General features: G+C 71.1%; 23 protein-coding genes. 9 read left to right on the forward strand and 14 right to left on the reverse strand.

Annotated features, from left to right (window positions below; translation table 11 throughout):
• Positions 1–63 precede the first annotated feature (63 nt).
• The 3 genes from AC3CCI_RS02830 to AC3CCI_RS02840 are packed head-to-tail and all read left to right on the forward strand — an operon-like array spanning position 64 to position 3,119.
• Positions 64–1,386, forward strand: coding sequence for a magnesium transporter MgtE N-terminal domain-containing protein (locus AC3CCI_RS02830; protein WP_488628040.1), 1,323 nt, complete (start codon positions 64–66; stop codon positions 1,384–1,386).
• Positions 1,373–1,954: a DUF1003 domain-containing protein gene (locus AC3CCI_RS02835; protein WP_488628041.1), complete on the forward strand. Its 582-nt coding sequence runs from the start codon at positions 1,373–1,375 to the stop codon at positions 1,952–1,954. The genes AC3CCI_RS02830 and AC3CCI_RS02835 overlap by 14 nt, the downstream gene beginning before the upstream one ends.
• Positions 1,947–3,119: a P-loop NTPase gene (locus AC3CCI_RS02840; protein WP_488628042.1), complete on the forward strand. Its 1,173-nt coding sequence runs from the start codon at positions 1,947–1,949 to the stop codon at positions 3,117–3,119. Before AC3CCI_RS02835 ends, AC3CCI_RS02840 begins: the two co-directional genes overlap by 8 nt.
• Before the next feature lie 195 nt (positions 3,120–3,314).
• Here the strand turns inward: AC3CCI_RS02840 and AC3CCI_RS02845 are convergent, their stop codons facing one another.
• Positions 3,315–3,437 (reverse strand): hypothetical protein, encoded by a 123-nt coding sequence (locus AC3CCI_RS02845; RefSeq protein ID WP_255349746.1) that lies wholly within the window; start codon positions 3,435–3,437, stop codon positions 3,315–3,317.
• Between the two features lie 189 nt (positions 3,438–3,626).
• Between AC3CCI_RS02845 and AC3CCI_RS02850 the strand changes: the two genes are divergently transcribed.
• Entirely contained in the window at positions 3,627–4,541 is a 915-nt protein-coding gene (locus AC3CCI_RS02850; RefSeq protein ID WP_354593535.1) for a LysR family transcriptional regulator, read from the forward strand.
• Positions 4,542–4,643: 102 nt separating this feature from the next.
• Here the strand turns inward: AC3CCI_RS02850 and AC3CCI_RS02855 are convergent, their stop codons facing one another.
• Positions 4,644–5,051, reverse strand: coding sequence for a twin-arginine translocase TatA/TatE family subunit (locus AC3CCI_RS02855; RefSeq protein WP_354593819.1), 408 nt, complete (start codon positions 5,049–5,051; stop codon positions 4,644–4,646).
• A gap of 69 nt (positions 5,052–5,120) precedes the next feature.
• Here AC3CCI_RS02855 and AC3CCI_RS02860 point away from each other — a divergent pair, with 69 nt between their 5' ends.
• Positions 5,121–5,747: an O-methyltransferase gene (locus AC3CCI_RS02860; protein WP_488628043.1), complete on the forward strand. Its 627-nt coding sequence runs from the start codon at positions 5,121–5,123 to the stop codon at positions 5,745–5,747.
• A gap of 112 nt (positions 5,748–5,859) precedes the next feature.
• On the opposite strand, the gene AC3CCI_RS02865 is transcribed toward AC3CCI_RS02860, so the two are convergent.
• From AC3CCI_RS02865 to dapE, 3 genes are all read right to left on the reverse strand, one after another.
• Positions 5,860–6,030, reverse strand: a complete 171-nt coding sequence (locus AC3CCI_RS02865) for a DUF3117 domain-containing protein (protein WP_082486829.1) — start codon at positions 6,028–6,030, stop codon at positions 5,860–5,862.
• 83 nt (positions 6,031–6,113) lie between these two features.
• Positions 6,114–7,385 (reverse strand): hypothetical protein, encoded by a 1,272-nt coding sequence (locus AC3CCI_RS02870; RefSeq protein ID WP_354593537.1) that lies wholly within the window; start codon positions 7,383–7,385, stop codon positions 6,114–6,116.
• Complete coding sequence (gene dapE, locus AC3CCI_RS02875) at positions 7,370–8,443, reverse strand: succinyl-diaminopimelate desuccinylase (protein ID WP_354593538.1); 1,074 nt, start codon at positions 8,441–8,443, stop codon at positions 7,370–7,372. Before dapE ends, AC3CCI_RS02870 begins: the two co-directional genes overlap by 16 nt.
• 75 nt (positions 8,444–8,518) lie before the next feature.
• Between dapE and dapD the strand changes: the two genes are divergently transcribed.
• Complete coding sequence (gene dapD, locus AC3CCI_RS02880; RefSeq protein ID WP_354593539.1) at positions 8,519–9,493, forward strand: 2,3,4,5-tetrahydropyridine-2,6-dicarboxylate N-succinyltransferase; 975 nt, start codon at positions 8,519–8,521, stop codon at positions 9,491–9,493.
• A gap of 132 nt (positions 9,494–9,625) precedes the next feature.
• Here the strand turns inward: dapD and AC3CCI_RS02885 are convergent, their stop codons facing one another.
• From AC3CCI_RS02885 to AC3CCI_RS02900, 4 genes are read right to left on the reverse strand one after another with little or no spacing between them, the layout of a single operon-like run.
• Complete coding sequence (locus AC3CCI_RS02885; protein WP_082486828.1) at positions 9,626–10,921, reverse strand: citrate synthase; 1,296 nt, start codon at positions 10,919–10,921, stop codon at positions 9,626–9,628.
• A 16-nt stretch (positions 10,922–10,937) separates the two neighbouring features.
• Positions 10,938–12,038, reverse strand: a complete 1,101-nt coding sequence (dapC, locus tag AC3CCI_RS02890; protein ID WP_354593540.1) for a succinyldiaminopimelate transaminase — start codon at positions 12,036–12,038, stop codon at positions 10,938–10,940.
• A 10-nt stretch (positions 12,039–12,048) separates the two neighbouring features.
• The gene (fdxA, locus tag AC3CCI_RS02895; protein ID WP_043595461.1) at positions 12,049–12,375 is read right to left on the reverse strand and encodes a ferredoxin; all 327 of its coding nucleotides are present in this window, start codon (positions 12,373–12,375) and stop codon (positions 12,049–12,051) included.
• Positions 12,372–13,718 carry a PIG-L family deacetylase gene (locus AC3CCI_RS02900; RefSeq protein ID WP_488628044.1) on the reverse strand — a complete coding sequence of 449 codons (1,347 nt, stop codon included), beginning with the start codon at positions 13,716–13,718 and terminating at the stop codon, positions 12,372–12,374. Before AC3CCI_RS02900 ends, fdxA begins: the two co-directional genes overlap by 4 nt.
• 179 nt (positions 13,719–13,897) lie before the next feature.
• Between AC3CCI_RS02900 and efeU the strand changes: the two genes are divergently transcribed.
• The 3 genes from efeU to efeB are packed head-to-tail and all read left to right on the forward strand — an operon-like array spanning position 13,898 to position 17,315.
• Entirely contained in the window at positions 13,898–14,836 is a 939-nt protein-coding gene (gene efeU / locus AC3CCI_RS02905; RefSeq protein ID WP_488628045.1) for an iron uptake transporter permease EfeU, read from the forward strand.
• Positions 14,833–16,029 (forward strand): iron uptake system protein EfeO, encoded by a 1,197-nt coding sequence (gene efeO / locus AC3CCI_RS02910; protein ID WP_488628046.1) that lies wholly within the window; start codon positions 14,833–14,835, stop codon positions 16,027–16,029. The genes efeU and efeO overlap by 4 nt, the downstream gene beginning before the upstream one ends.
• Positions 16,026–17,315, forward strand: coding sequence for an iron uptake transporter deferrochelatase/peroxidase subunit (gene efeB, locus AC3CCI_RS02915; RefSeq protein WP_488628651.1), 1,290 nt, complete (start codon positions 16,026–16,028; stop codon positions 17,313–17,315). The genes efeO and efeB overlap by 4 nt, the downstream gene beginning before the upstream one ends.
• Before the next feature lie 28 nt (positions 17,316–17,343).
• On the opposite strand, the gene AC3CCI_RS02920 is transcribed toward efeB, so the two are convergent.
• The 5 genes from AC3CCI_RS02920 to AC3CCI_RS02940 all read right to left on the reverse strand — a co-directional run bounded on the left by AC3CCI_RS02920 (position 17,344) and on the right by AC3CCI_RS02940 (position 23,672).
• On the reverse strand, positions 17,344–17,859 hold the full coding sequence (locus AC3CCI_RS02920; protein ID WP_488628047.1) for a hypothetical protein: 516 nt from the start codon (positions 17,857–17,859) through the stop codon (positions 17,344–17,346).
• Between the two features lie 129 nt (positions 17,860–17,988).
• Complete coding sequence (typA, locus tag AC3CCI_RS02925) at positions 17,989–19,899, reverse strand: translational GTPase TypA (RefSeq protein ID WP_488628048.1); 1,911 nt, start codon at positions 19,897–19,899, stop codon at positions 17,989–17,991.
• A gap of 146 nt (positions 19,900–20,045) precedes the next feature.
• A complete protein-coding gene (locus AC3CCI_RS02930) occupies positions 20,046–21,803 on the reverse strand; it encodes a dipeptide ABC transporter ATP-binding protein (protein ID WP_488628049.1) in 1,758 nt (585 codons plus the stop codon).
• Positions 21,800–22,753 (reverse strand): ABC transporter permease, encoded by a 954-nt coding sequence (locus AC3CCI_RS02935; protein WP_056262202.1) that lies wholly within the window; start codon positions 22,751–22,753, stop codon positions 21,800–21,802. The genes AC3CCI_RS02930 and AC3CCI_RS02935 overlap by 4 nt, the downstream gene beginning before the upstream one ends.
• A complete protein-coding gene (locus AC3CCI_RS02940) occupies positions 22,743–23,672 on the reverse strand; it encodes an ABC transporter permease (RefSeq protein WP_354593548.1) in 930 nt (309 codons plus the stop codon). Before AC3CCI_RS02940 ends, AC3CCI_RS02935 begins: the two co-directional genes overlap by 11 nt.
• Between the last annotated feature and the right edge of the window lie 82 nt (positions 23,673–23,754).

Raw genomic sequence — 23,754 nt, forward strand, 5'->3', positions numbered from 1 at the left:
TAAACACGGTGCCCCCGCCGAGCCCCCGACGGCGGCGGCGGTGCGAGCGACTAAATTGGACGCGTGAGTGCAACCAGAGTCTTCGTCGCCCGGCTGGCCGGTTGCTCCGTCTTCGACCCCGCCGGCGACAAGGTCGGCAAGGTCCGCGACGTGCTCGTGGTCTACCGCCGCTCGGGCGCACCCCGCGTGGTGGGCCTCGTCGTCGAGGTCCCCGGCAAGCGACGCGTCTTCGTCGGCATCGGCCGCGTGACGAGCATCGGCTCGGGTCAGATCATCACCAACGGGGTCATCACGTTGCGTCGCTTCGAACAACGGGGCGGCGAGACCAGGGTCATCGCCGACCTGCTCGGCCGCCGGGTGTCGTTCCGGCACGGCGGCGGTCACGCGACCATCGAGGACGTCGCGATCGACGAGGTGAGCGAGGGCGACTGGGAGGTCGGCCAGCTCTTCCTGCGCAAGCCGAAGGCGTCACCGTCACCGTTCGTCAAGGCACCGACGGCGTTCGCCGCGTGGGACGACGTCGTCGAAGAGTCGGGCCCGGGCGAGTCGCAGAGCGCCGAGCACCTCATCGCGGCGTACTCCGATCTGGTGCCCGCCGACCTCGCGAACACGCTGCTCGACCTGACGCCCGAGCGACGGCTCGAGGTGGCCGGCGAGCTGTCGGACGACCGCCTCGCCGACGTGCTCGAAGAACTGCCCGAGGCCGAGCAGGTCGAGATCTTCACCGGCCTCGACGACCACCGGGCCGCGAGCGTCCTCGACCAGATGCAGCCCGACGACGCCGCGGACCTCATCGCCCAGCTGCCCGACGAGCGCACCGAACAGCTGCTGACGCTGATGGAGCCCGACGAGGCCGACGACGTGCGCATGCTGCTCAGCTACGACTCCGACACGGCCGGCGGCCTGATGACGACCGAACCGGTCATCGTGTCGGCCGACGCGACCGTGGCCGAAGGGCTCGCGTTGATCCGCCGCCACGAGCTGGCCCCGGCCCTTGGTGCCGCCGTCTGCGTCGTCCTGCCGCCCTACGAACCCCCCACCGGCAGGTTCCTGGGCATGGTGCACTTCCAGCGGATGCTCCGCTACCCGCCCAACGAACGCCTCGGCACGATCCTCGACCAGACGACCGAACCGGTGCGCGTCGACGCGACGGCCCTCGAGGTGACCCGGGTCATGGCCACCTACAACCTCGTCTCGGTGCCCGTGGTCGACTCCGCCCACCGACTGGTCGGGGTGGTCACGATCGACGACGTCCTCGACCACGTGCTGCCGGACGACTGGCGCAGTCAAGACCCCGACCAGCCGCTGACCGCCACCCGATCACGTGGTCGCGCCCGCCGCCCCGCGATCGGCCAGGCCACGAGGAGCGACGATGGCACGCGATAACCGCAACGACGTCCGCCTCGACGCCCCGAAGGGCCTGCGCACCCGGGTGCTGCCCGGACGCAAGCGCGTGAGCAGCGACCGGTTCGGCCGCGCCACCGAGTCGATCGCCCGCGGCATGGGCACCCCGTACTTCCTGATCGCGCTGACCCTCTTCTGCGTCGTCTGGATGATCTACAACACGGTCGCCCCCGAGGGCATCCGGTTCGACAGCGCCGCCATCGGCTTCACCGCGCTGACGCTGATCCTGTCCCTGCAGGCGTCCTACGCCGCCCCGCTCATCCTGCTCGCGCAGAACCGTCAGGACGACCGCGACCGCGTGCAGTTCGAACAGGACCGCCAGCGGGCAGAGCGCAACCTCGCCGACACCGAGTACCTCGCCCGCGAGGTCGTCGCCCTCCGCATCGCCATCCGCGACATGGCCAGCAAGGACTTCATCCGAGCCGAGCTGCGGTCGCTGCTCGACGAGCTCGACCGACGCGACGACGACGACGGCTCCGCCGCCGAGCCGGCCCGCGCCTCCTCGTCGTCCGCACGGCGTGACGCCCGGCACGACGGCCACCGTGGCTGAGCCGGTCACGCCCGACCGCCCGTCCGCCCCGACGTCCGACGACGTGCGTCGCGCGCTCGGTCGCGTGCTCGACCCCGAGATCCGCAAGCCCGTCACCGAGCTCGACATGATCGGCGACGTCGTCGTCGGCCCGGGAGGCGCGGCCACGGTGGGCGTCAAGCTCACGATCGTGGGCTGCCCCGCCGCCGACACCATCGAGCGCGACGTCCGCGAGGCGACCGCCTCGGTGCCGGGCGTCACGGACGTCACCGTCGACGTGACGGTGATGACCAAGGACGAGCGGCACGCCCTCACCGAGAAGCTGCGGGCCGGGCGGGCCGCCCGGGGCATGCAGTTCGGCCCCGAGACGTTGACCCGGGTCTACGCCGTGACCAGCGGCAAGGGGGGTGTCGGCAAGTCCACCGTCACCGCGAACCTCGCCGTCGCGCTGGCGGCCCGCGGCCTCGCCGTCGGCATCGTCGACGCCGACGTCTACGGCTTCAGCATCCCCGGGCTGCTCGGTCTCGTCGGCCCGGACGGCGCCTCGGTCAAGCCGACGCGGGTCGACGACATGATCCTGCCCCCGGTCGCGCACGGCGTGAAGGTCATCTCGATCGGCATGTTCGTCGAGGACGCCTCGACGGCGGTCGCCTGGCGGGGGCCGATGCTGCACCGGACGATCCAGCAGTTCTTGACCGACGTGTACTTCGGCGACCTCGACGTGCTGCTGCTCGACCTGCCGCCCGGCACGGGCGACGTCGCCATCTCGGTGGGGCAGCTGCTGCCGCACGCCGAGGTGCTCGTGGTCACGACGCCCCAGCCCGCCGCCGCCGACGTCGCCGAACGCAGCGGCCTCGTGGCCCGGCAGACCGGCCAGCGCCTGCTCGGCGTCGTCGAGAACATGGCGGGACTGCCGCAGGCGGACGGCAGCGTCCTCGAGCTCTTCGGCTCGGGTGGCGGTGCCGAGACGGCTCGACGCCTGTCGGCGGGGCAGGAGGCCGAGGTGCCGCTGCTCGCGAGCCTGCCGCTCAGCCTGGGTCTGCGGCAGGGCGGAGACGACGGCGTGCCCGTCGTCGTCGCGTCCCCCGGCGACCCCGCGGCGGCCGCGATCGACGCGCTGGCGGGCAGCCTGGCCGTCCGGGCCCGGGGCCTGGCCGGCCGCAAGCTGGGGCTCAGCGTCAGTTGACCCGGCTCGCTGCCGCCTGACCGTGGGCGCCGGGTCCGGACGTGCAGAAAGGGCACCTCGCGCGGCGAGGTGCCCTTTCGTCACAGCGTCCGGCCCGGAGGGCCCTGACGTGCTCGTGCCGCACCCCAGCACAGGGGCGGCACACGCGACGGTGGCTCGCTCAGGAGGGAGACGAGCCGGCCGACGCGGAGTCGACTACGACCAGCGGTTGTAGGTCTTGGTCGGGATGGCCCGGAAGCCGTCACGGGCGACCGAGACGAGCGAGCCGGCGATGCCGACGACGGCGGCGATGACGAGGACGATGATTCCGGTGAGCATGATGCACTCTTTTCTGGCGCGGGTGGACGCGCGGTTCTGCGTGGTGTGATGGGATTCGCCACCGAGCCCGGGACCAGGTCGACCGGAGCTCGGGAGCGCTACGGCGCGCTCCGGGGACTCTTCAATGATGCGCCCGACGAAGCGTTAGATCAATCTCACGTTTCTACCGAAACAGAGTAGTTTTGCTACATGGATGTCAAGCGCCTCGAACTGCTCAGGGAGCTCGCCGAACGCGGCAGCGTGGCCGCCGTCGCGCGGGCCACGCACCGCACCCCGAGTGCCGTCTCGCAGCAGTTGAAGGTGCTCGAGCGCGAGGCCGGGGTCGCCCTCACCGAACGCGTCGGCCGCGGCATCGTGCTCACGGGTTCGGGTCGCGTGCTCGCGCAGACGGCGACCGACGTGGCGGTGGCCCTCGAGCGCGCCCAGGCCGTCTGGGACGACTTCGTGGCGACCCCCCAGGGCGAGGTCACCCTCGCGACCTTCCCCACCGGCGGGCAGATGCTGCTGCCCGGCCTGCTGCGGACGGTGGCCGAGACGCCGGGCCTCGTCGTCGTCGCGAGCGACCACGACCCGTCGATCCGCGAGTTCCCCGAACTGGCCGCCGACCACGACGTCGTGATCGCGCACTCGTCCGACGACAAGCCCTGGCCGGGTCGAGGCCTCGTCACGGTGCCGCTGCTCACCGAGCCCCTCGACATCGCGCTGCCGGCCGACCACCGCCTCGCCGGACGCGCCTCGCTGGCGCCCGGCGATCTCGAGGGCGAGAACTGGATCGGCGTGCCGCACGACTTCCCGTTCGAGTGGGTCTACCGCGAGATCGAGCGCGTGACCGGCAGCCCCGTGCGGGTCGCCCAGCGCTTCAGCGACACCAAGGTGACGGAGTCGCTCGTCGGGGCCGGTCTCGGCATCGCCGTGCTGCCCCGCTTCACGGCCAGGGACGCCCGCGACGACATGGTGCTCATCCCCCTCGAGAGCATCCGGGCCGTGCGGTGGGTGTCGGCCCTGCTGCGACGCGACCGGGCCGAGCGCCCGTCGGTCCGCCGGGTGGTCGACGCCCTGCGAGCCGAGGCCTCACGCGTCGCGGCCGTCCACGGCGGCGTCTGAGCGGACGCCACCTCGCCGCGCGTTCCCGCCACCGTCAGGAGGCGCGCCCACGCGACCGGGTCGGGTCGCCCCGTCACCGGGTCGTGTCGTCCCTCTACCGGGTCAGGTCGCCTCGGAGTCGTACGGCGGCACCTCGCCCACGGCGAGGGGCACGACCGACCCCGACGACCGGCCGCCGGGCAACCCCGCGGACACCGCCGCGGCCGCGGCACCGGCGGTCGCCATGCTCGGAGCCGAGGGCTTCGGAGCACCGTCGGGCCCGTCGAGCAACGCGTCACGGATGATGCGACGCGGGTCGTACTGGCGGGGGTCGAGCTTCTGCCACTCGACGTCGTCGAACTCGGGGCCCATCTCGTCGCGCATGCGGGTCTTCGCCCCGTCGGCCATGTCGCGCACCGTGCGGACGAGCTGGGCGAGCTTCGAGGCGTAACCGGGCAGGCGTTCGGGCCCGAGCAGGAAGACCGCGAGCACACCGATGATGAGCAGCTTGTCGAACGTCAGACCGAACATGGACACGCATGCAGACTAACCGGTGACGACTCGGGGAACCCCCTAGAGTTGGCCTTTCGAGGAGTGGGTGTGTCGCAGATAGAGTCAAGTTGGAAGTTCGCGGAAGAACTCGTCACCGAGAGCGACGCCATCGCCGAAGCTCGACAGCACTCGCTCGAGGTCGGGGTCGAGGCCGTCTCGTCGGCGGTCGGTGCCCAGCTGGCCGTCGTGGCGGCCGCCTCGAACGCGACGTCGATCATCGAGGTCGGCACGGGCCTGGGCGTCAGCGGCCTCTGGCTGCTGTCCGGCGCACCCGGGGCCGTCCTGACGACCATCGACCGTGAGATCGAGCACCAGCAGGCCGCTCGCGACGCCTACCTGCGGGCGGGCGTGCCGGCCGGTCGGTTCCGCCTCATCGCCGGCCGCGCCACCGACGTGCTGCCGCGGATGAACGAGAACTCGTACGACATCGTCTTCGTGGACGCCGACCCCGGGTCGGTCATCGAGTACGTCGAACACGGCCTGAGGCTGGCCCGCCCCGGGGGCATCGTGCTCGTCGCCCATGCGCTCTGGCACGGCAAGGTGGCCAACCCGGCCGTCCGCGACCCCACGACGACGGGGTTCCGGACGTTGCTCACCGAGGTTTCGACGTCACCCGCCGTGATCAGTTCGCTCTCGACCGCCGGCGACGGCCTGCTCTCGCTCGTCAAGCGCTGAGCGCCGTTCCGGCGTCTGCGCCGGACGCCCCTCGCGGGCCCGGACGCACGGACGCCCCGCCCGTCGCAGGTGCGACGGGCGGGGCGTCCGGGGTTGTTAAGGAGGTGGCCGACTAGGCGTTCACGACGCCGGCGAGGGCGTCGTGCAACTCTTTGGCTTCGTCGTCGTTGACCGACACCACGAGGCGCCCCCCACCCTCGAGCGGGACACGCACGATGATGAGACGACCCTCCTTAACGGCCTCCATAGGCCCGTCGCCGGTCCTCGGCTTCATGGCTGCCATCAGATAGTCCCCTTTCGCGAGTTGCTGGTCCTATTATCCGTGATTTCTTGCCCTCGACCTAAACGACCGCCCCCGACCGCCGATCACGGTGGCGTCCAGTCGTACCCGTTCACCCACCAGCAGTAGTAGAGCCACACCCACTGGCCCGCCAGGAAGGCCGCCACGACCAGGGCCCGGTAGACCTTCGACCGCGGCACCGCGAGCACGCCCAGCAGGGGGAACAACGGCATCAGGAGCCGCCAGGTGCTGGACTGCGGGAAGAACACGGCGAGCAGGTAGAGCGCGTAGGCGACCCCCCACAGCCGCAGGTCGACGCTGGTCCGACGTGCCCAGGGCGAGAGGATCAGGGCGGCGAAGGCGAGCACGGCCACGGCGAGCAGGGCGATGCCGGAACCACCCGGAAACCACCAGTTCGCCCCGTCGACCCACGGGGTGAAGGGCACGAGCGGCCCGTAGCCGATGTACGGCGCCCGCCAGGCGAGCTCGGTCTCGGTGTAGGCCCCCGGCACGCCCGTCACGGCCCCGGCGACCACGAGCCAGGCGACGCCGAGGACGGCCGTGGCGCCGGCCGAGACCGCCACCCGCACGCGCTCGCGCGTCGGGAAGGGGTCGTCGTACCGGTGCCACCAGCGCAGCAGTCCGTGCAGTCCGATCGCCAGGGCCAGGGGCAGCGCCCCGGGTCGGGTGAACGACATCACGAGCACGACGGGCAGCATCGCCAGGTACTGCCGTCGGACGAGCATCAGCAGGCTCGCGCACAGCAGCAGCAGGAACATGGACTCGGCGTAGGCCACCTGCAGCAGGGGCGAGAGCGGGGCGACGCAGAACAGCACGACGGCGAAGAGCGAGGTCGACTCCGACAGCGAGTGGCGCATCAGACGGTAGAAGACCAGCGCGGTGGCGGCCGCGCAGGCGACCGACACGACGACCGCCAGGGTGGCGAACGGCAGCCCCGTCAGGGCCATGAGACCGCGGACGACGAACGGGTAGGCGGGCATGAACGCCCAGGCGTTCTCGCCCACGTGGCCGTCGGCCGTCACCGGCAGGTCGCTCGGGTACCCGACCACGGCGATGATGTAGTACCAGTGGCCGTCCCAGATGGTGGCGAAGCTGCCGTAGTCGGGGCCGGCGAGCGTCCAGGCGTTCGCCTGCTGCGCACCCGCGAAGGTCAGCAGCGCCACCGTGCTGAACACCCGCGACAGCGCGAAGACGACCAGCACCCTGGCCCACCAGGGCGTCAGCCGGTAGCGCAGCATCAGCCGCCACGACCACGACGTCGGGCGTCGTGGGTCGCGACGAGGCGGCGGGGACGAGGAGGCGCGACCCACCTCGTCGACGGTCAGGCCGTCAGCCACGCCCGCAGTCCGCGCTCGTTCTCGAGGATCTGCTGCACGGGCACCCGCTCGTCGTCGTGGTGGGCGAGCATCGGGTCGCCGGGCCCGTAGTTGACGGCCGGGACACCCAGCGCCGAGAAGCGGGCGACGTCCGTCCAGCCGTACTTGGGCTTCGCCTCGCCGCCGACCGCCTTCAGGAACTGCTGCGCCAGGGGCGCGTCGAGGCCGGGCCGGGCGCCCGGCGCGAGGTCGACGATCGTGACGTCGAAGCCCTCGAAGAGCTCGCGCACGTGCGCGACCGCCTCGTCGGCGCTGCGGCTCGGCGCGAACCGGTAGTTCACGTGGACCATGCACTCGTCGGGGATGACGTTGCCGGCCACGCCGCCGGTGATCCCGACGGCGTTGAGGCCCTCGCGGTAGACGAGGCCGTCGACCTCGACCTCGCGCGCCTCGTAGGCGGCCAGGACGTCGAGGATCGGTGCGGCCCGGTGGATGGCGTTGTCGCCCACCCACGACCGGGCGCTGTGCGACCGGGCGCCGAAGGTGCGGATCTCGGCACGGAGGTTGCCGTTGCAACCGCCCTCGACCCCGCTGTTGCTCGGCTCGCCCAACACGGCGAAGTCACCCGCCAGCAGGTCGGGCCGCAGGCGGGCGAGCCGCCCCAGGCCGTTCAGCGCGTCGGAGACCTCTTCGTGGTCGTACCAGACCCACGTCACGTCGACGTTCGGCTCGGTCAGCTCGACCGCGAGCCGCAGGTGCACGGCGCAGCCGGCCTTCATGTCGACGGTCCCCCGACCCCAGAGGTACTCGACGCCGCCGTCGGTCTCGTGGCGGGTGGGCACGTTGTCGTTGATCGGCACCGTGTCGACGTGGCCGGCGACGACGACCCGCGAGGCCCGACCCAGCTGCGTCCGGGCGACGATCGCGTCCCCGTCGCGGAAGAGGTCGAGGTGGTCGCACCCCTCGAGGGTGGCCCAGATCTCGTCGGCGATCGTGCGCTCGTCGCCCGACTCGGAACGGATGTCGCAGAGCTGCCTCGTGACGTCGACGGGCGAGACGGAGAGGTCGATCGGTGCCATGCGGGCGAGTTTACGGGCCGACGGCCCGGGTCGCCTCCGAGCCGGGTCGTCGGCGGCTGCCGATACGCTCGGTCCATGACCTCCGACGCCACCGCCACCGCCCCGACCCACGCCTACGGGTACGGCCTCGCGACCGTCTCGCACGACGGCACCACCCTCGACGCCTGGTTCCCCTCCCCCCGGCTCGGCACGCTGCCCGCCGACCGCGACCCCGAGATCGCCCCGGCCGAGCTGGCCGACGCGGCCGGCCCCGACGAGCGCCGTGCCGTCGAGCTCGTCCCGGTGACCGTCGAGGTCGACCTGAGCGCGCCTCCTGCGTCCACCCCCGACGCGTACCTGCGCCTGCACCTGCTCAGCCACCTGCTCGTGAAGCCCAACTCGATCAACCTCGACGGCCTCTTCGGACACCTGCCGATCGTCACGTGGACGAACGCCGGGCCCGTGCACCCCGACGACTTCGCGCGGCTGCGTCCGTCGCTTCAGCGTGCGGGCATCGTCGCGACCGGCATCGACAAGTTCCCGCGCATGCTCGACTACGTGTCGCCCGACCGCGTCCGCATCGCCGACGCGTCGCGCGTGCGCCTGGGCGCGCACCTGGCACCGGGCACCACGGTCATGCACGAGGGGTTCGTCAACTTCAACGCGGGCACGGTGGGCTCGTCGATGGTCGAAGGGCGCATCTCGCAGGGCGTCGTCGTGGGTGACGGGTCCGACATCGGCGGCGGCGCGTCGATCATGGGCACCCTGTCCGGCGGCGGCACCCAGCGCGTCACCATCGGTGCCCGCGCCCTGCTCGGCGCGAACGCCGGCATCGGCATCTCGATCGGCGACGACACCGTCGTCGAGGCCGGCCTCTACGTCACGGCCGGCACCAAGGTCGTCGTCGTCGGCGGCACCCCGACCAACGACGGCTCGCCCCAGACCGTCAAGGCGGTCGAGCTCTCCGGTCAGCCCGGTCTGCTCTTCCGCCGCAACTCGCTGACCGGTGCCGTCGAGGTGCTCCCCCGCAAGGGCCACGGCATCACCCTGAACTCGCAGCTGCACGCCTAGGCCGGCTCCCGTCGGCCGAGGCCGAGGCCGCTCGGTGCCCGAACGACAGAAGACGGGCACGACTCCAGGAGTGATCCTGGCGCCGTGCCCGTCTCCTGGCGTCGTAGCCGGACGGCCCGGCGGGCCGACGGCCTAGCGCTGCGGCCAGTCGCGCTCGGTGGCGCCCAGGTACAACTGCTGCGGGCGGCCGATCTTGGTCGTGGGGTCGGTGTTCATCTCGCGCCAGTGGGCGATCCACCCGGGCAGCCGCCCGATGGCGAAGAGCACCGTGAACATGCGCGGCGGGAACCCCATCGCCTTGTAGATGACCCCGGTGTAGAAGTCGACGTTCGGGTAGAGCTTGCGCTCGACGAAGTAGTCGTCGGCGAGGGCGATGCCCTCGAGCTCCATCGCGATGTCGAGCAGGTCGTCCTTCACGCCGAGCGACTCGAGCACCTCGGTGGCGCTCTCCTTGACCAGCTTGGCGCGCGGATCGTAGTTCTTGTAGACGCGGTGACCGAAGCCCATCAGCTTGACGCCCGCTTCTTTGTTCTTGACGCGCTCGACGAAGCGCTCGACGCCCTGACCGCTGTCGCGGATCTCGGCGAGCATCTTCAGCACCGCCTCGTTGGCCCCGCCGTGCAACGGCCCGTACAGGGCGCTGATGCCGGCCGAGATCGACGAGAACATGTTGGCCTGGGTCGAGCCGACCAGGCGCACGGTCGAGGTCGAGGCGTTCTGCTCGTGGTCCTCGTGCAAGATCAGGAGGCGCTCGAGCGCCTTCGACAGCACCGGGTTCACTTCGTACGGTTCGGCCATCGTGCCGAAGTTCAGCTTGAGGAAGTTGTCGACGAAGCTGAGCGAGTTGTCCGGGTAGAGGAAGGCCTGGCCGAGGCTCTTCTTGTGCGCGTAGGCGGCGATGACCGGCAGCTTCGCCAGCAGTCGCACCGTCTGCAGCTCGACCTGCTCGGGGTCGTGGACGCTCATGCTGTCTTCGTAGAACGTCGACAGGGCGCCGACCGCGCTCGAGAGCACCGACATCGGGTGCGCGTTGTGCGGCAGGGCGTCGAAGAAGCGTCGCAGGTCTTCGTGCAGCAGCGTGTGCCGCCGGATGCGCGCGTCGAAGTCGGCGAGCTGGTCGGGGGTGGGCAGTTCGCCGTAGATCAACAGCCAGGCGGTCTCGAGGTAGGTCGAGTTCGCGGCGACTTGTTCGATCGGGTAGCCCCGGTAGCGCAGGATGCCCTGGTCACCATCGATGTAGGTGATCGTGCTGCGGGCGTTGGAGGTGTTCACGAAACCCGTGTCGAGGGTCGTGTAACCGGTCTGCTTGGTGAACGTCGAGATGTCGATCGACGAGGCACCCTCGGTGCTCGCGACGATCGGGAACTCGGCTGTTCCCCCCGGGAACTGCAGCGTGGCCTTCTGGGCGTCGTTGGCAGTGTCAGTCACCCGATCAGCCTAGCGGTCAGCTGCCGAGACGCTCCACGGCGGCGTCGACGCGCTCGTCGGTCGTCGTGAGGGCGACGCGCACGTGGCGGTCGCCGGCCGGCCCGTAGAACGACCCCGGAGCGACGAGCACCCCGCGGTCGGCGAGCCACGCCACGGTCGACCAGGCGTCCTCGTCGCGGGTGGCCCAGAGGTAGAGCCCGGCCTCGCTGCGGTCGATGCGGAACCCGGCCCCCTCGAGGGCGGTCAGGAGGCGCGTCCGCCGGACCGCGTAGCGCTGCTTCTGCTCGGCCACGTGCGCCTCGTCGGCCAGGGCGACGACCATCGCCTGCTGGACCGGCGCGGGCGGCATGAGGCCGGCGTGCTTCCGCACGGCGAGCAACTGGCCGAGGACGTGGTCGCAGCCGGCCACGAAGCCCGCGCGGTACCCGGCGAGGTTGGACTGCTTGCTGAGCGAGTAGACCGAGACGACGCCCCGGAGATCGTCGCCGACCACGCGCCGGTCGAGGATGCAGGGCGTGGGCCGGTCGGCCCAGTCGCCCGTCCACCCGAGTTCGGCGTAGCACTCGTCGCCGGCGATCACGGCGCCGAGTTCGCGCGCCCGGGCGACGGCGGCCCGCAGGGCCTCGACGCCGAGCACGGCCCCGTCGGGGTTGCCCGGGCTGTTCAGCCAGACCAGCTTCGTCGAGGCGGGCCACTCGGCCGGGTCGTCGGACGCGAGGGCGGTCGCGCCGACGAGAGCCGCCCCGAGGGCGTAGGTCGGGTACGCGTTCGTCGGGTAGACCACCGTGTCGCCCGGGCCGATGCCGAGCCAGAGCGCCATGCCCGCGATGAGCTCTTTCGAACCGATGGTCGGCAGGACGTTCTCGTCACCGAGGCCCGCGACGCCCCGACGGCGCGCGTACCACTCGGCGATCGCCGAGCGGAGCGCCGGGGTGCCGGCGACCTGGGGGTACGAGTGCGCATCCGTCGCGACGGCCAGGGCCTCGCGGACCACGTCGGGCGTCGGGTCGACCGGCGAGCCGACGCTGAGGTCGACGATGCCACCGGGGTGACGCCGGGCGGTCGCCGCGTACGGCACGAGGGCGTCCCAGGGGAACTCGGGCAGGTCGAGCGCCACGGAAGTCGACCTAGGCGCCGGCGCCCTGAGGGGGCAGCGCCGAGATCACGGGGTGGTCCTTCGCGATGACACCGACCTTGGCCGCGCCGCCGGGCGAGCCGATCTCGTCGAAGAACTCGACGTTGGCCTTGTAGTACTCGGCCCACTTGTCGGGCAGGTCGTCTTCGTAGTAGATGGCCTCGACCGGGCACACGGGCTCGCACGCACCGCAGTCGACGCATTCGTCGGGGTGGATGTAGAGCGAGCGTTCGCCCTCGTAGATGCAGTCGACGGGGCATTCGTCGATGCAGGCACGGTCTTTGACATCGACACAGGGCAGTGCGATCACGTACGTCACGTCTGGGGTGTTCCCTTCGCGTCGGGCAGGGCGTCCAGCCTATCGCCTGCCGGCTGCGCCCCGACCGAGGAGGCGCGGGTCGCGTCGCCGGGAGGCGTCACGCCCCCTCCGCCGCCGCCCCGCAGGCGCGGCCATCCGAGCACGAGCGTGACGACCACGACGACCCCCACGAGCCAGACGTAGGCGGGCGTGTTGGCGGGCAGCAGCACCGATCCCCCCGGGCTGGCCTGCCAGAGCACGACGAGCGTGCCGACGAGCCCGACGGCGGCCACGCCCGCCACCGCGCGCGAGCCGAACAGGGAGCGGAGCCCGGCGAGCAGCGCCAGGCTCATCAGGAGCGCGAGCACGAGCCCCGACCAGAGGGGCACGCCGCCGACGGTGATCGTCGACTGGTGCATCACGGTGCCGATCGCGCCGAACACCGCCCCCGCGGCGAGGGCCAGCACGAGGGCCGCGACGCGGCCGCCCGTCGTCATGCGCGCCATCTCGGAGGCGCCCTCGTCGACGAGCGGCTCGGGGACGAAGCGGAACGACTCGCGAAGGGTGACGGGCTCGACGGCACCGTGCGGGAACCGGATGCCGGCCCGGCCACCCGGCAGGTCGACCACCTCGACCTGGCTGCGGTGGTCGCGCAACGCGGCGAGCTTGCGCGGAGCGACGTGGCGGGCGTCCATCGTGACCACGGTGTCGTCGTCGGCCAGGGCCTCGGCCTCGGCTCCCTCGGCCGCCTCGGCGCCGGCCACGATCGCGAAGTAGGGCACGCCGACGAGGCGCGCGGCGCGCACGGCGACCCGGTTGGCCCGCACGTGGTCGGGGTGGTGGTAGCCGCCGTCCTCGTCGTAGCTGACGATCGCGGTGGGGCGGACGGACTGCACGACGGCGGACAGGTCGCTGACGACCTCGCCGAACTCGGCGGCGCAGAACGCCGCGGGGTGCAGGTCGGGAGTGGGCCCGGCGACGCCGTCGGAGCGCCACACCATGCCGCTGTCGCGGTAGGCGCGCTCCGGCAGGCCGGTCGTGCGCGCGCCCGCCGAACCCAGGAACCGGTGGTCGTCGACGCCGAGGTCGCGCATGGCGGCGGCGATCTCGCCCTCGCGGTGCACGGCGAGGGCTGCCTGGTCGTCTCGGAGGGCCGCGAGGTCGTCGGGGATCACCTCGCCCAGCTCGCCGCGCGTGCAGGTCACGACCGTGACGCCCGCCCCCGCCTCGACCAGGGCGGCGATCGTGCCACCCGTGGTGATGGTCTCGTCGTCGGGGTGGGCGTGGACGAAGAGCACGCGCTCGAGCCGCGGGTCGCCGGCGGTCGAGGGCGACGCGGGCGTCGGCGAGGCGGAGGAGTTCATCACTGGACAGGATATGCCGAGCCGCACTACTGTCGTCCTGGCTCAGGGTGCCCTAAGTGAGGTTAGCCTAACCATACCGACGCGTTCGGTGGGTTCGGTGCCTCTGCGTCGAGGCCGCCCCGCGCCTCCCGTTCCTGCTCGACGACGAGCTCCGCTCCCCTTCCGAGAAAGCCGTCACCGTGCTCGCGAACTACCTCATCGGACTCCGAGAGGGCCTCGAGGCCGCCCTCGTGGTCGGCATCCTCGTCGCCTACGTCGTCCGGGTCGGCCGTCGCGACGTGCTCCCCCGCCTCTGGCTGGGCGTGGGCGCCGCCGTCGTGCTGTCGCTCGGCATCGGTGCCGTCCTGACCTTCGGCACGTACGGCCTGACCTTCCAGGCACAGGAGGTCATCGGCGGCGGACTCTCGATCGTCGCCGTCGGGTTCGTCACCTGGATGGTCTTCTGGATGGCCCGCACCGCGCGGGGCCTGCGGGGCGAGCTCGAGTCGGGCCTCGAGCGCGCCCTCGTCGGCGGGGCCTGGGCCGTCGTGGCCCTGGCGTTCCTCTCGGTCGGGCGCGAGGGGATCGAGACCGCCCTCTTCGTCTGGGCGACGGTGCAGTCCACCGGCGGCGGCGCCGCGCCCCTGGTCGGGGCCGTGCTGGGCATCCTGACCGCGGTGGCGATCCAGCTCGCGATCTACCACGGCGTCGTGCGCCTCGACGTCGCGCGGTTCTTCCGGGTCACCGGGTGCTTCCTCGTCGTCGTGGCCGCCGGCGTCCTCGCCTACGGGGTCGGCGACCTGCAGGAGGCGTCCGTGCTGCCGGGCCGCGCCTCCCTGGCCTTCGACGTCAGCGCGGCCGTGCCGCCGACCAGCTGGTACGGCACGCTGCTGCAGGGCCTCGTCAACTTCACGCCGACGCCGAGCCGACTGCAGGTCGTCGTCTGGCTCGCGTACCTCGCCGTCGTCGTGCCGCTCTTCGTGCGCTCGACCCGGAGACGCCGACCCGGCCCCGCCGACGTGGCGGGTGCGTCGGACGCGTCGGGCGAGTCCTCGACGGTCGCCCCGGCGACGCCGGACCACCGCGCGCCCGCCCTCTCGACCACCCCGTCCCCCCGCAGCACAGGAGCACCTCGATGACCGCCAGCCCCCTCCGCCCCCTCGCCGCCGCCTCGGGTGCCGCCGCCCTCGTGCTGGCCCTGACCGGCTGCGTCGCGAACGCCCCCGCGGGGTCGTCCGCGGCCACCGCCGTGACCGTGGAGGGGTCCGACGACACGTGTCGGCTCTCGACGACGACGGTGCCGAGCGGCCCGGTGACCTTCACCATGACCAACACGGGCAGCGACAACAGCGAGTTCGAGCTGCTCGCCGAGGACGGCCTGCGCATCGTCAGCGAGAAGGAGAACATCGGCCCCGGCACGTCGGGCTCGATGACCGTCTCGGTCCCGGCCGGCGACTACTACACCGCCTGCGTGCCGGGGCTCGTGGGCGAAGGCGTGCGCGCCTCCTTCACGGTGACCGACTCGGGCACCGCCGTCGAGCCGACCGGCAGCGAGAAGCAGCAGGTCGACGCGGCGGCGACCGCCTACCTGGGCTACGTCGAGGACCAGACCGGGCAGCTCGTCACGGCCACCGACGAGTTCCTCGCCGCGTACACCGCCGGCGACGACGAGAGGGCCCGGTCGCTCTACCCGTCGGCTCGGGCGCACTACGAGCGCATCGAGCCCGTGGCCGAGTCGTTCGGCGACCTCGACCCGAAGATCGACTTCCGCGAGGCCGACGTCGAACCCGGCACCGAGTGGACGGGCTGGCACCGCATCGAGAAGGACCTCTGGCAACCCACGGCGGCCGAGAACGGAGGCGCGGCATACGTCCCCCTGACGGCCGACGAGCGCGCGCACTACGCCGGTCTGCTCACCAGCGACACGAAGGACCTGTACGACGAGGTCACGGCGAGCGACTTCACCCTCGGCATCGACACGATCGCCAACGGCGCGGTCGGCCTGATGGACGAGGTCGCCACCGGCAAGATCACCGGCGAGGAGGAGATCTGGTCGCACACCGACCTCTACGACTTCCAGGGCAACCTCGAGGGCGCGCGGGTGGCGTTCGACGGGGTGCGCGACGTGGTCGACCGGAAGGACCCCGAGCTGGCGACCGAGATCGACACCCAACTGACGAAGGTCGAGACGCTGCTCGCGGGCCACGGCAGCCTCGACGCGGGCTACCCCTCGTACACCGAGCTGACCGACTCCGACAAGAGGAAGCTGTCGGACGCCGTCAACGCCCTCAGCGAGCCGCTGAGCAGGCTGACCTCGGCGCTGATCGCCTGACCGTGACGGACGGAGGCGGCCTCTCGCGCCGCGGTCTGCTGGGGCTCGTCGGCACGGGCGTCGGGGCGGGGGTGCTCGGACTCGGCGTCGGGGTCGGCACCGACCGCGCCGTGCAGGCGCACGCCGAGGGGTCGTCGGGCGCGTCCGCCTCGTACCCGTTCTTCGGCGTCCACCAGTCGGGCATCGTGACCGCCGCCCAGGACCGCCTGCACTTCGCGTCGTTCGACGTCGGGGACGGCGTCACGCGTGCCGAGCTCGTCGAGCTGCTGCAGGACTGGAGCCACGCGGCCTCTCGCCTGACCGCCGGGCTCGACGTGAGCCCCACCGGCGCGACGGGCGGCGAGTTGCTGGCCCCACCCGACGACACGGGCGAGGCCTCGGGCCTGCCCGCGGCCGGGCTGACGATCACGATCGGCTTCGGGCCGACCCTGTTCACGACAGCCGACGGCACCGACCGCTTCGGGCTCGCCTCGAAGCGGCCGCCGGCCCTCGTCGACCTGCCCCACTTCCCGGGCGACCAGCTCGTGGCGGCCGCGAGCGGAGGCGACCTCTGCGTCCAGGCCTGCAGCGACGACCCGCAGGTCGCGGTGCACGCGATCCGGAACCTCTCGCGGATCGCCTTCGGCCGCGCCTCCCTGCGGTGGTCGCAGCTGGGCTTCGGCCGCACCTCGTCGACGACCCGCGGTCAGACGACGCCGCGCAACCTCTTCGGGTTCAAGGACGGCACGGCCAACGTCAAGGCCGAGGACGTCGCCGCTGTGGCGGACGGCGTCTGGGCGACCGCGTCGGACGGCGCCGGGTGGATGGACGGCGGCTCGTACCTCGTCGCGCGGAAGATCCGCATGACCATCGAGACGTGGGACCGTGCCTCGCTCGGCGAGCAGCAGACGGTCGTCGGCCGCGACAAGGGCGAGGGGGCCCCGCTGTCGGGCGGCACCGAGTTCACGGCCCCGGACTTCACCGCAGCCGCCGCGACCGGCACGGGGCCGGCGATCGCGCCCGACTCGCACGTCGCCCTCGCCCACCCGCAGAACAACGACGGGGCGACCCTGTTGCGCCGGGGCTACAACTTCGTCGACGGCAACGACGAACTCGGCCGACTGGCCGCCGGGCTGTTCTTCATCGCGTTCAACCGCGACCCGCGGCGGCAGTACGTGCCGATCCAGCAGGCGCTGTCACGGAACGACCGGATGAACGAGTACGTCACGCACGTCGGCTCGGCGATCTTCGCCGTGCCCCCGGGGGCCTCGCAGGGCGGCTGGGTGGGCGAGACGCTCTTCGCGTGAGCCGCGGACCTCGCCGGACGGAGCGGCGTCAGACGGGCGTCACGACGTAGGTGGCGAGCACCTGGCCGTCGCTGTCGGTCGACACGGTGAGCACCACGCGGTGCGTGGCGCCGGTGAAGGTGCCGAAGCCGCTGTCGGCGTCCGTGTCGACGCCTGACGAGGTGTAGCCCGCGGCCTCGAGCTGCTGCTGGGCGACCGCGAACCGGTCCGCACCCGAGACGGCGATCTGGGCGACCCAGCCGGTGCCGTCGGGGCCTGCTCCCCCGCCGCGGGTGGTGCCCTCGACGAGCGGCACGTCGGCCGGGAAGCTCGCCGGCAGGGTGCCGTCGGTCGTGATGCCCGCGCCGTTCAGCGCCTCGCCCGCGGCGTCCTCGACGGCCTTCTGGGCCGTGCCCTTCAGGCTCTCGACGCCGCTGTCGACCGCACCGCCGACGATGTTGTCGACGGGCGAGCCCTCGCCGCAGGCGGTGAGCCCCGCGACGAGGCCGACGGCCAGCGCGAGGGTGGCGGCGGAGCGGGTCAGGGTGTTCTTCTGGGTCGGCACCTCGCGAGGTTAGCCGCGCACGCTGGGGGCAGGCGCAGAACGTGCGGGCGGTGCACGAAGGAGGCGGCCCGCGGTGGTGCGGACCGCCTCCTCGGCGTGTGGTGCTGTGGTGCTGTGGTGCTGCGGTGCCTACGCGTTCTGCTTCTTCAGGCGGGCCGTGCTGCGCTGGCGGGCCGACGCGTCGAGCTCGACCTTGCGGATGCGGATGGCGTCGGGGGTGACCTCGACGCACTCGTCGTCACCGGCGAACTCGAGGGACTCCTCGAGCGACAGCACCTTGGAGGGCGTCATCGACTCGAAGTTGTCGGCCGTCGACTGACGCATGTTGGTCAGCTTCTTCTCTTTGGTGATGTTGACGTCCATGTCGTCGGCGCGCGAGTTCTCGCCCACGACCATGCCCTCGTAGACCTCTTCGGTCGGCTGCACGAAGAACGACATGCGCTCTTGCAGGTTGATGATCGCGAAGGGGGTGACGACACCCGAGCGGTCGGCGATGATCGAACCGTTCGTGCGGGTCGAGATCTCGCCGGCCCACGGGCCGTAGCCGTGGCTGATGCCGTTGGCGATGCCGGTGCCGCGCGTGTCGGTGAGGAACTGCGTGCGGAACCCGATCAGGCCGCGCGAGGGGACGATGAACTCCATGCGCACCCAGCCCGAGCCGTGGTTCGCCATGTTCTCCATGCGGCCCTTGCGGGCGGCCATGAGCTGCGTGATGGCCCCGAGGTACTCGTCGGGCACGTCGATGGTCATGTGCTCGAAGGGCTCTTGCAGCTTGCCGTTCTCGTCACGACGGGTGACGACCTGCGGCTTGCCGACGGTGAGCTCGAAGCCCTCGCGACGCATCTGCTCGACGAGGATGGCCAGCGCGAGCTCGCCACGACCCTGGACTTCCCACGCGTCGGGGCGTCCGATGTCGACGACCTTGAGGCTGACGTTGCCGATCAGTTCGCGGTCGAGGCGGTCCTTCACCATGCGGGCGGTGAGCTTGTGGCCCTTGACCTTGCCGATGAGCGGCGAGGTGTTGGTGCCGATGGTCATCGAGATCGCGGGGTCGTCGACCGTGATGGTCGGCAGCGGCCGGACGTCCTCGGGGTCGGACAGCGTCTCGCCGATGGTGATGGTGTCGAAGCCGGCGACGGCGACGATGTCGCCGGGGCCCGCGCTCTCGGCCGGGTAGCGGTCGAGCGCCTTCGTGATCAGCAGCTCGGTGATGCGGGCGTTGACGACGGAGCCGTCGGCCTTGACCCAGGCGACCGTCTGGCCCTTCTTCAGCGTGCCGTGGAAGACGCGCAGCAGGGCGAGGCGACCGAGGAACGGCGAGGCGTCGAGGTTGGTGACGTGCGCCTGCAGGGGGTGCTCGTCGTCGTAGGTCGGCGCGGGCACGTGCGTGAGGATCGCGTCGAACAATGGCTCGAGGTCGTCGTTGTCGGGCAGCGAGCCGTCGGCGGGCTTGTTCGTCGACGCGGCACCGTTGCGGCCCGAGGCGTAGACGACGGGCACGTTGAGGATGGCGTCGAGGTCGAGGTCGTCGACTTCTTCGCTCAGGTCGCTGGCGAGGCCGAGCAGGAGGTCTTGCGACTCGGCGACGACCTCGTCGATGCGCGCGTCGGGGCGGTCGGTCTTGTTGACCAGCAGGATGACGGGCAGCTTGGCCGCGAGGGCCTTGCGCAGCACGAAGCGCGTCTGGGGCAGGGGGCCCTCGGACGCGTCGACGAGCAGCACGACGCCGTCGACCATCGAGAGGCCGCGCTCGACCTCGCCACCGAAGTCGGCGTGGCCGGGGGTGTCGATCACGTTGATGGTGATCGGGCCGTCGGTCGCGTGCGCGCCGTTGTAGAGCACCGCGGTGTTCTTCGCGAGGATCGTGATGCCCTTTTCGCGCTCGAGCTCGTTCGAGTCCATCATGCGGTCTTCGGTGTCGAAGTGCGCGTCGAAGGAGTTGGTCTGCTTGAGCATGGCGTCGACGAGGGTCGTCTTGCCGTGGTCGACGTGGGCCACGATCGCCACGTTGCGCAGGTCGCTGCGGATGGCAGTCGCCATGGATGTGTTCCTTACGAGAAGAGAGAGGGGGAAGTGGTCGGGTCAGAGCCCGGCCAGGACAGTCTACGGCACGTGGTAAAGGGGCCCCTCCGCCGTGCTCGCGGCACGGCGCAGGGGCCCCTCGGACGCCAGGAGGCGCGGGTCGACTACCGGCCGAACTCGAAGTTCGCGCCGGGGATCGCCTCGAGCAGCTCACGCGTGTACTGCTGCGTCGGGTTGGCGAAGATCTCGTCGGTCGTGCCCGCCTCGACGACGCGCCCCTTCTGCATGACGCTGACGTTGTCGGCGATCAGCCGGACCACCGCCAGGTCGTGCGTGATGAAGAGGTAGGTCAGGCCGAGTTCGGTCTGCAGGTCGGTCAGCAGGTCGAGCACCTGGCCCTGGACGAGCACGTCGAGCGCCGAGACGGCCTCGTCGAGCACGATCACGTCGGGCTTGAGCGCGAGCGCCCGCGCCACGGCGATGCGTTGGCGCTGACCACCCGACAACTCGTTCGGGTAGCGGTTGACCGTCGACGCGGGCAACGACACCTGGTCGAGCAGCTCGCGCACGCGGGCCTGGCGACTCGCCCGGTCGCCGATGCCGTGCGTGACGAGCGGCTCGGCGATGGTGTTGCCGACGCTGTACATCGGGTCGAGCGAACCGTAGGGGTCCTGGAAGACCGGCTGCACCCGACGACGGAAGTCGAAGAGGTCCTTGCCCGTCAGGGCGCCGATGCTCTGGCCGTCGATCGCCACGGTGCCCGAGGTGATCGACTCGAGCTGCAGGACGAGCTTGGCCACGGTCGACTTGCCCGAACCGGACTCGCCGACCAGGGCCATCGTCGTCCCCCGCGGGATGGCGAACGACACGTCGTCCACGGCCCGCAGCTCGGTGGTCTTGAAGCCGCCCTGGCGGATCTTGTAGACCTTCGACAGGTTGTCGACCTTGATGTACTCGGCGTTCTTCTTGCCCGCCTCCTCGCGCTGACGAGCTCGGGCGATGAGCTCGGCGTCGTCCGCGCCCTCGTCCGAGATGGCGACGGCGTGCGCGTGGGTCGGGGCGATGCTCGACTGGATGCGCTGGCTGGCCAGGCTCGGGGCCGCGGCGACGAGTCGCTGCGTGTACGGGTGCCGCGGGTTGGCCAGGATCTCCTTCGAGGGGCCCGACTCGACGACCTGGCCCTTGTACATGACCACGAGCTTCTCGGCCCGCTCGGCGGCGAGGCCGAGGTCGTGCGTGATGAAGAGCACCGAGGTGCCGTAGTCGCGGGTCAGGGTCTCGAGGTGGTCGAGGATGCGGCGCTGGACCGTGACGTCGAGGGCCGAGGTCGGCTCGTCGGCGATCAGCAGCTTCGGCCTCGACGAGAGGCCGATGCCGATCAGCACGCGCTGCCGCATGCCCCCGGAGAACTGGTGCGGGAACTGCTTGAGACGGTCGCCCGCGTCGGACAACCCGGCCTCTTTCAGCACCTCGATCGCGCGTTCGCGGATCTCGCGCTTGCCGGTGGCGATGCCGTTGGCGCGGATCGCCTCCTCGACCTGGAAGCCGATGCTCCAGACCGGGTTGAGGTTCGACATGGGGTCCTGCGGGACGTAGCCGATCTCGCGGCCGCGGATCGACTGCATCTCGGCGGCGCTGGCCTTGACGAGGTCGCGACCCTCGAACAGGATCTCACCGCCGGTCACCCGGCCGGTGCCCGGCAGCAGGTCGATGATCGACGTGGCCGACGTGGACTTGCCCGAGCCGGACTCGCCGACGATGGCCAGGGTCTCGCCCTGGTTCATCGTGATGTCGACGCCACGGACGGCGTCGACGTAGCCGGCCTGGGTCTTGAAGCCGATCTGCAGGTTCTTGATCTGCAGGAGGGGGACGGCCGAGGAGGCGCGGTTCGCCTGCTCGGGACGCGTGGAGGTGGACGTCATCGACGGGCCCTCGCCTTCGGGTCGAGGGCGTCGCGCACGACGTCGCCCATCATGAGGAACGACAGCACCGTGATCGACAGCGCGGCCGCGGGCCAGAACAGGGTCATCGGCGCGGTGCGGATCGACACGCTCGCCTGGCTGATGTCGTTGCCCCACGACATCGTGCCGCTCGGCAGGCCGATGCCGAGGAACGACAGGGTCGCCTCGGCGACGATGAACGTGCCCAGCGAGACGGTGGCGACCACGATGACCGGGGTGATCGCGTTGGGGACGACGTGACGGATGAGGATGCGGAACCGCGAGACGCCGAGTGCGAGGCTCGCCGTGACGTAGTCGCTGTTCTTCGCGCCGAGCACCGAACCGCGCATGATGCGCGCGATCTGCGGCCAGGCGAAGAGCGAGAGCACGAGGGCCACGGTCAGCGGCGTGCGCGAGGGCAGCACGGACATCAGCACGATGGCGCCGAGCACGGTGGGGATCGCGAAGAAGATGTCGCCGATGCGCGAGACGACGGCGTCGAGCCAGCCGCCGTAGAAGCCGGCGAGCGAACCGATGATCAAACCGATCAGCGTGACCAGCACCGTCGCCAGCAGGCCGACGGTCAAGGAGGCGCGGGTGCCGTAGACGACGCGCGAGAACACGTCGGTGCCCTGCCGCGTGAAGCCCATGATGTGGCCGCTCTGCGACCCCTGGTTGCTCTTCGAGAGGTCGGCGGCCGTGGGCACGACGCTCGTGAAGAGCCCGGGCGCGAGTGCGACGACGATGACCAGGACGATGAGCGCTGCCGAGATCCAGAACAGCGGGCGGGTCTTCATCGAGTCCCAGGCGTCGTTCCAGCTGGAACGAGGCTTCTCGGACTCGTCGACGGCGTCGACGGCCTTGATGGGCGTCTCGTCGAGGTCGGCGACGAAGTGTCCGCTCGACAGTCGGGGGTTGTCGTTACTTGGCATAGCGGATCCTCGGGTCGAGAACGGCGTAGAGCAGGTCGACGAGCAGGTTGGCGAGCATGAAGATGATCACCATGACGGCCACGAACGACACGACCGTCGGGCCCTCGCCGAGCTGGATGGCGCGGTACACCGTGCCACCCACTCCCTGGATGTTGAAGATGCCCTCGGTGACGATCGCACCGACCATCAGCGAGCCGATGTCGACACCGAGGTAGGTGACGACCGGGACGAGGGAGTTGCGCAGGATGTGCACCGTCACGACGCGGTTGCGGGTGAGGCCCTTGGCGGTGGCGGTGCGGACGAAGTCGGCGCTCATGTTCTCGGAGACCGACGCGCGCGTGAGGCGCACGATGTAGGCGAACGAGACGCTGGCCAGCACGATCGCCGGCAGGACGAGTTCGCTCCAGGGAGCCTGCGAGCTGACCGTGGTGCGGAAGATGCCGAGGTTGATCGCGAAGACGTACTGCAGCACGAAGCCGACGACGAAGATGGGCACCGAGATGAGCAGGAGGCTCACCACGAGGGCGCTGGTGTCGAAGAGCTTGCCCTTGCGGAGGCCGGCCACGAGACCGACGACGATGCCGGCGACGGCCTCGAAGACGAGGGCGAGCATGGCGAGTCGGAACGTGATGGGGAAGGCCCGGACGAGCTCGTCGATGACGGGGCGACCGGAGAAGGTGGTGCCCAGGTCACCCGTGAAGAGACCGCCGATGTAGAGCAGGTACTGCACGATGAACGGCTTGTCGAGGTTGTACTGCGCTCGGATCTGCTCGAGGACCTGAGGACTCGGCTGCTTGTCGCCGAAGAGCGCCGCCACGGGGTCGCCCGGGACGGCGAAGACCATGAAGTAGATCAAGAAGGTGGCCCCGAAGAACACGGGGATCAGTTGGAGGAGTCGTCGACCGGTGTACCAGAGCATCAGTCCTCCTCGGTGTGGAGCGGGAGCATCGCGATTCGCAATCGTGTCGGGAAGTGGCGGACGCCCGTCGAGGGGGCCCGGA

It is taken from the genome of Frigoribacterium sp. CF331, from assembly GCF_057787905.1.

What these genes read in the sequence shown, in the direction of transcription:
- AC3CCI_RS02835 (WP_488628041.1), top strand. Translation starts at nt 1,373, where the DNA reads ATGGCACGCGATAACCGCAACGACGTCCGCCTCGACGCCCCGAAGGGC.
- AC3CCI_RS02845 (WP_255349746.1), bottom strand. Translation starts at nt 3,437, where the DNA reads ATGCTCACCGGAATCATCGTCCTCGTCATCGCCGCCGTCGTCGGCATC.
- AC3CCI_RS02850 (WP_354593535.1), top strand. Translation starts at nt 3,627, where the DNA reads ATGGATGTCAAGCGCCTCGAACTGCTCAGGGAGCTCGCCGAACGCGGC.
- AC3CCI_RS02855 (WP_354593819.1), bottom strand. Translation starts at nt 5,051, where the DNA reads ATGTTCGGTCTGACGTTCGACAAGCTGCTCATCATCGGTGTGCTCGCG.
- AC3CCI_RS02865 (WP_082486829.1), bottom strand. Translation starts at nt 6,030, where the DNA reads ATGGCAGCCATGAAGCCGAGGACCGGCGACGGGCCTATGGAGGCCGTT.
- dapE (WP_354593538.1), bottom strand. Translation starts at nt 8,443, where the DNA reads ATGGCACCGATCGACCTCTCCGTCTCGCCCGTCGACGTCACGAGGCAG.
- dapD (WP_354593539.1), top strand. Translation starts at nt 8,519, where the DNA reads ATGACCTCCGACGCCACCGCCACCGCCCCGACCCACGCCTACGGGTAC.
- AC3CCI_RS02900 (WP_488628044.1), bottom strand. Translation starts at nt 13,718, where the DNA reads ATGAACTCCTCCGCCTCGCCGACGCCCGCGTCGCCCTCGACCGCCGGC.
- efeO (WP_488628046.1), top strand. Translation starts at nt 14,833, where the DNA reads ATGACCGCCAGCCCCCTCCGCCCCCTCGCCGCCGCCTCGGGTGCCGCC.
- typA (WP_488628048.1), bottom strand. Translation starts at nt 19,899, where the DNA reads ATGGCGACTGCCATCCGCAGCGACCTGCGCAACGTGGCGATCGTGGCC.
- AC3CCI_RS02930 (WP_488628049.1), bottom strand. Translation starts at nt 21,803, where the DNA reads ATGACGTCCACCTCCACGCGTCCCGAGCAGGCGAACCGCGCCTCCTCG.
- AC3CCI_RS02935 (WP_056262202.1), bottom strand. Translation starts at nt 22,753, where the DNA reads ATGCCAAGTAACGACAACCCCCGACTGTCGAGCGGACACTTCGTCGCC.
- AC3CCI_RS02940 (WP_354593548.1), bottom strand. Translation starts at nt 23,672, where the DNA reads ATGCTCTGGTACACCGGTCGACGACTCCTCCAACTGATCCCCGTGTTC.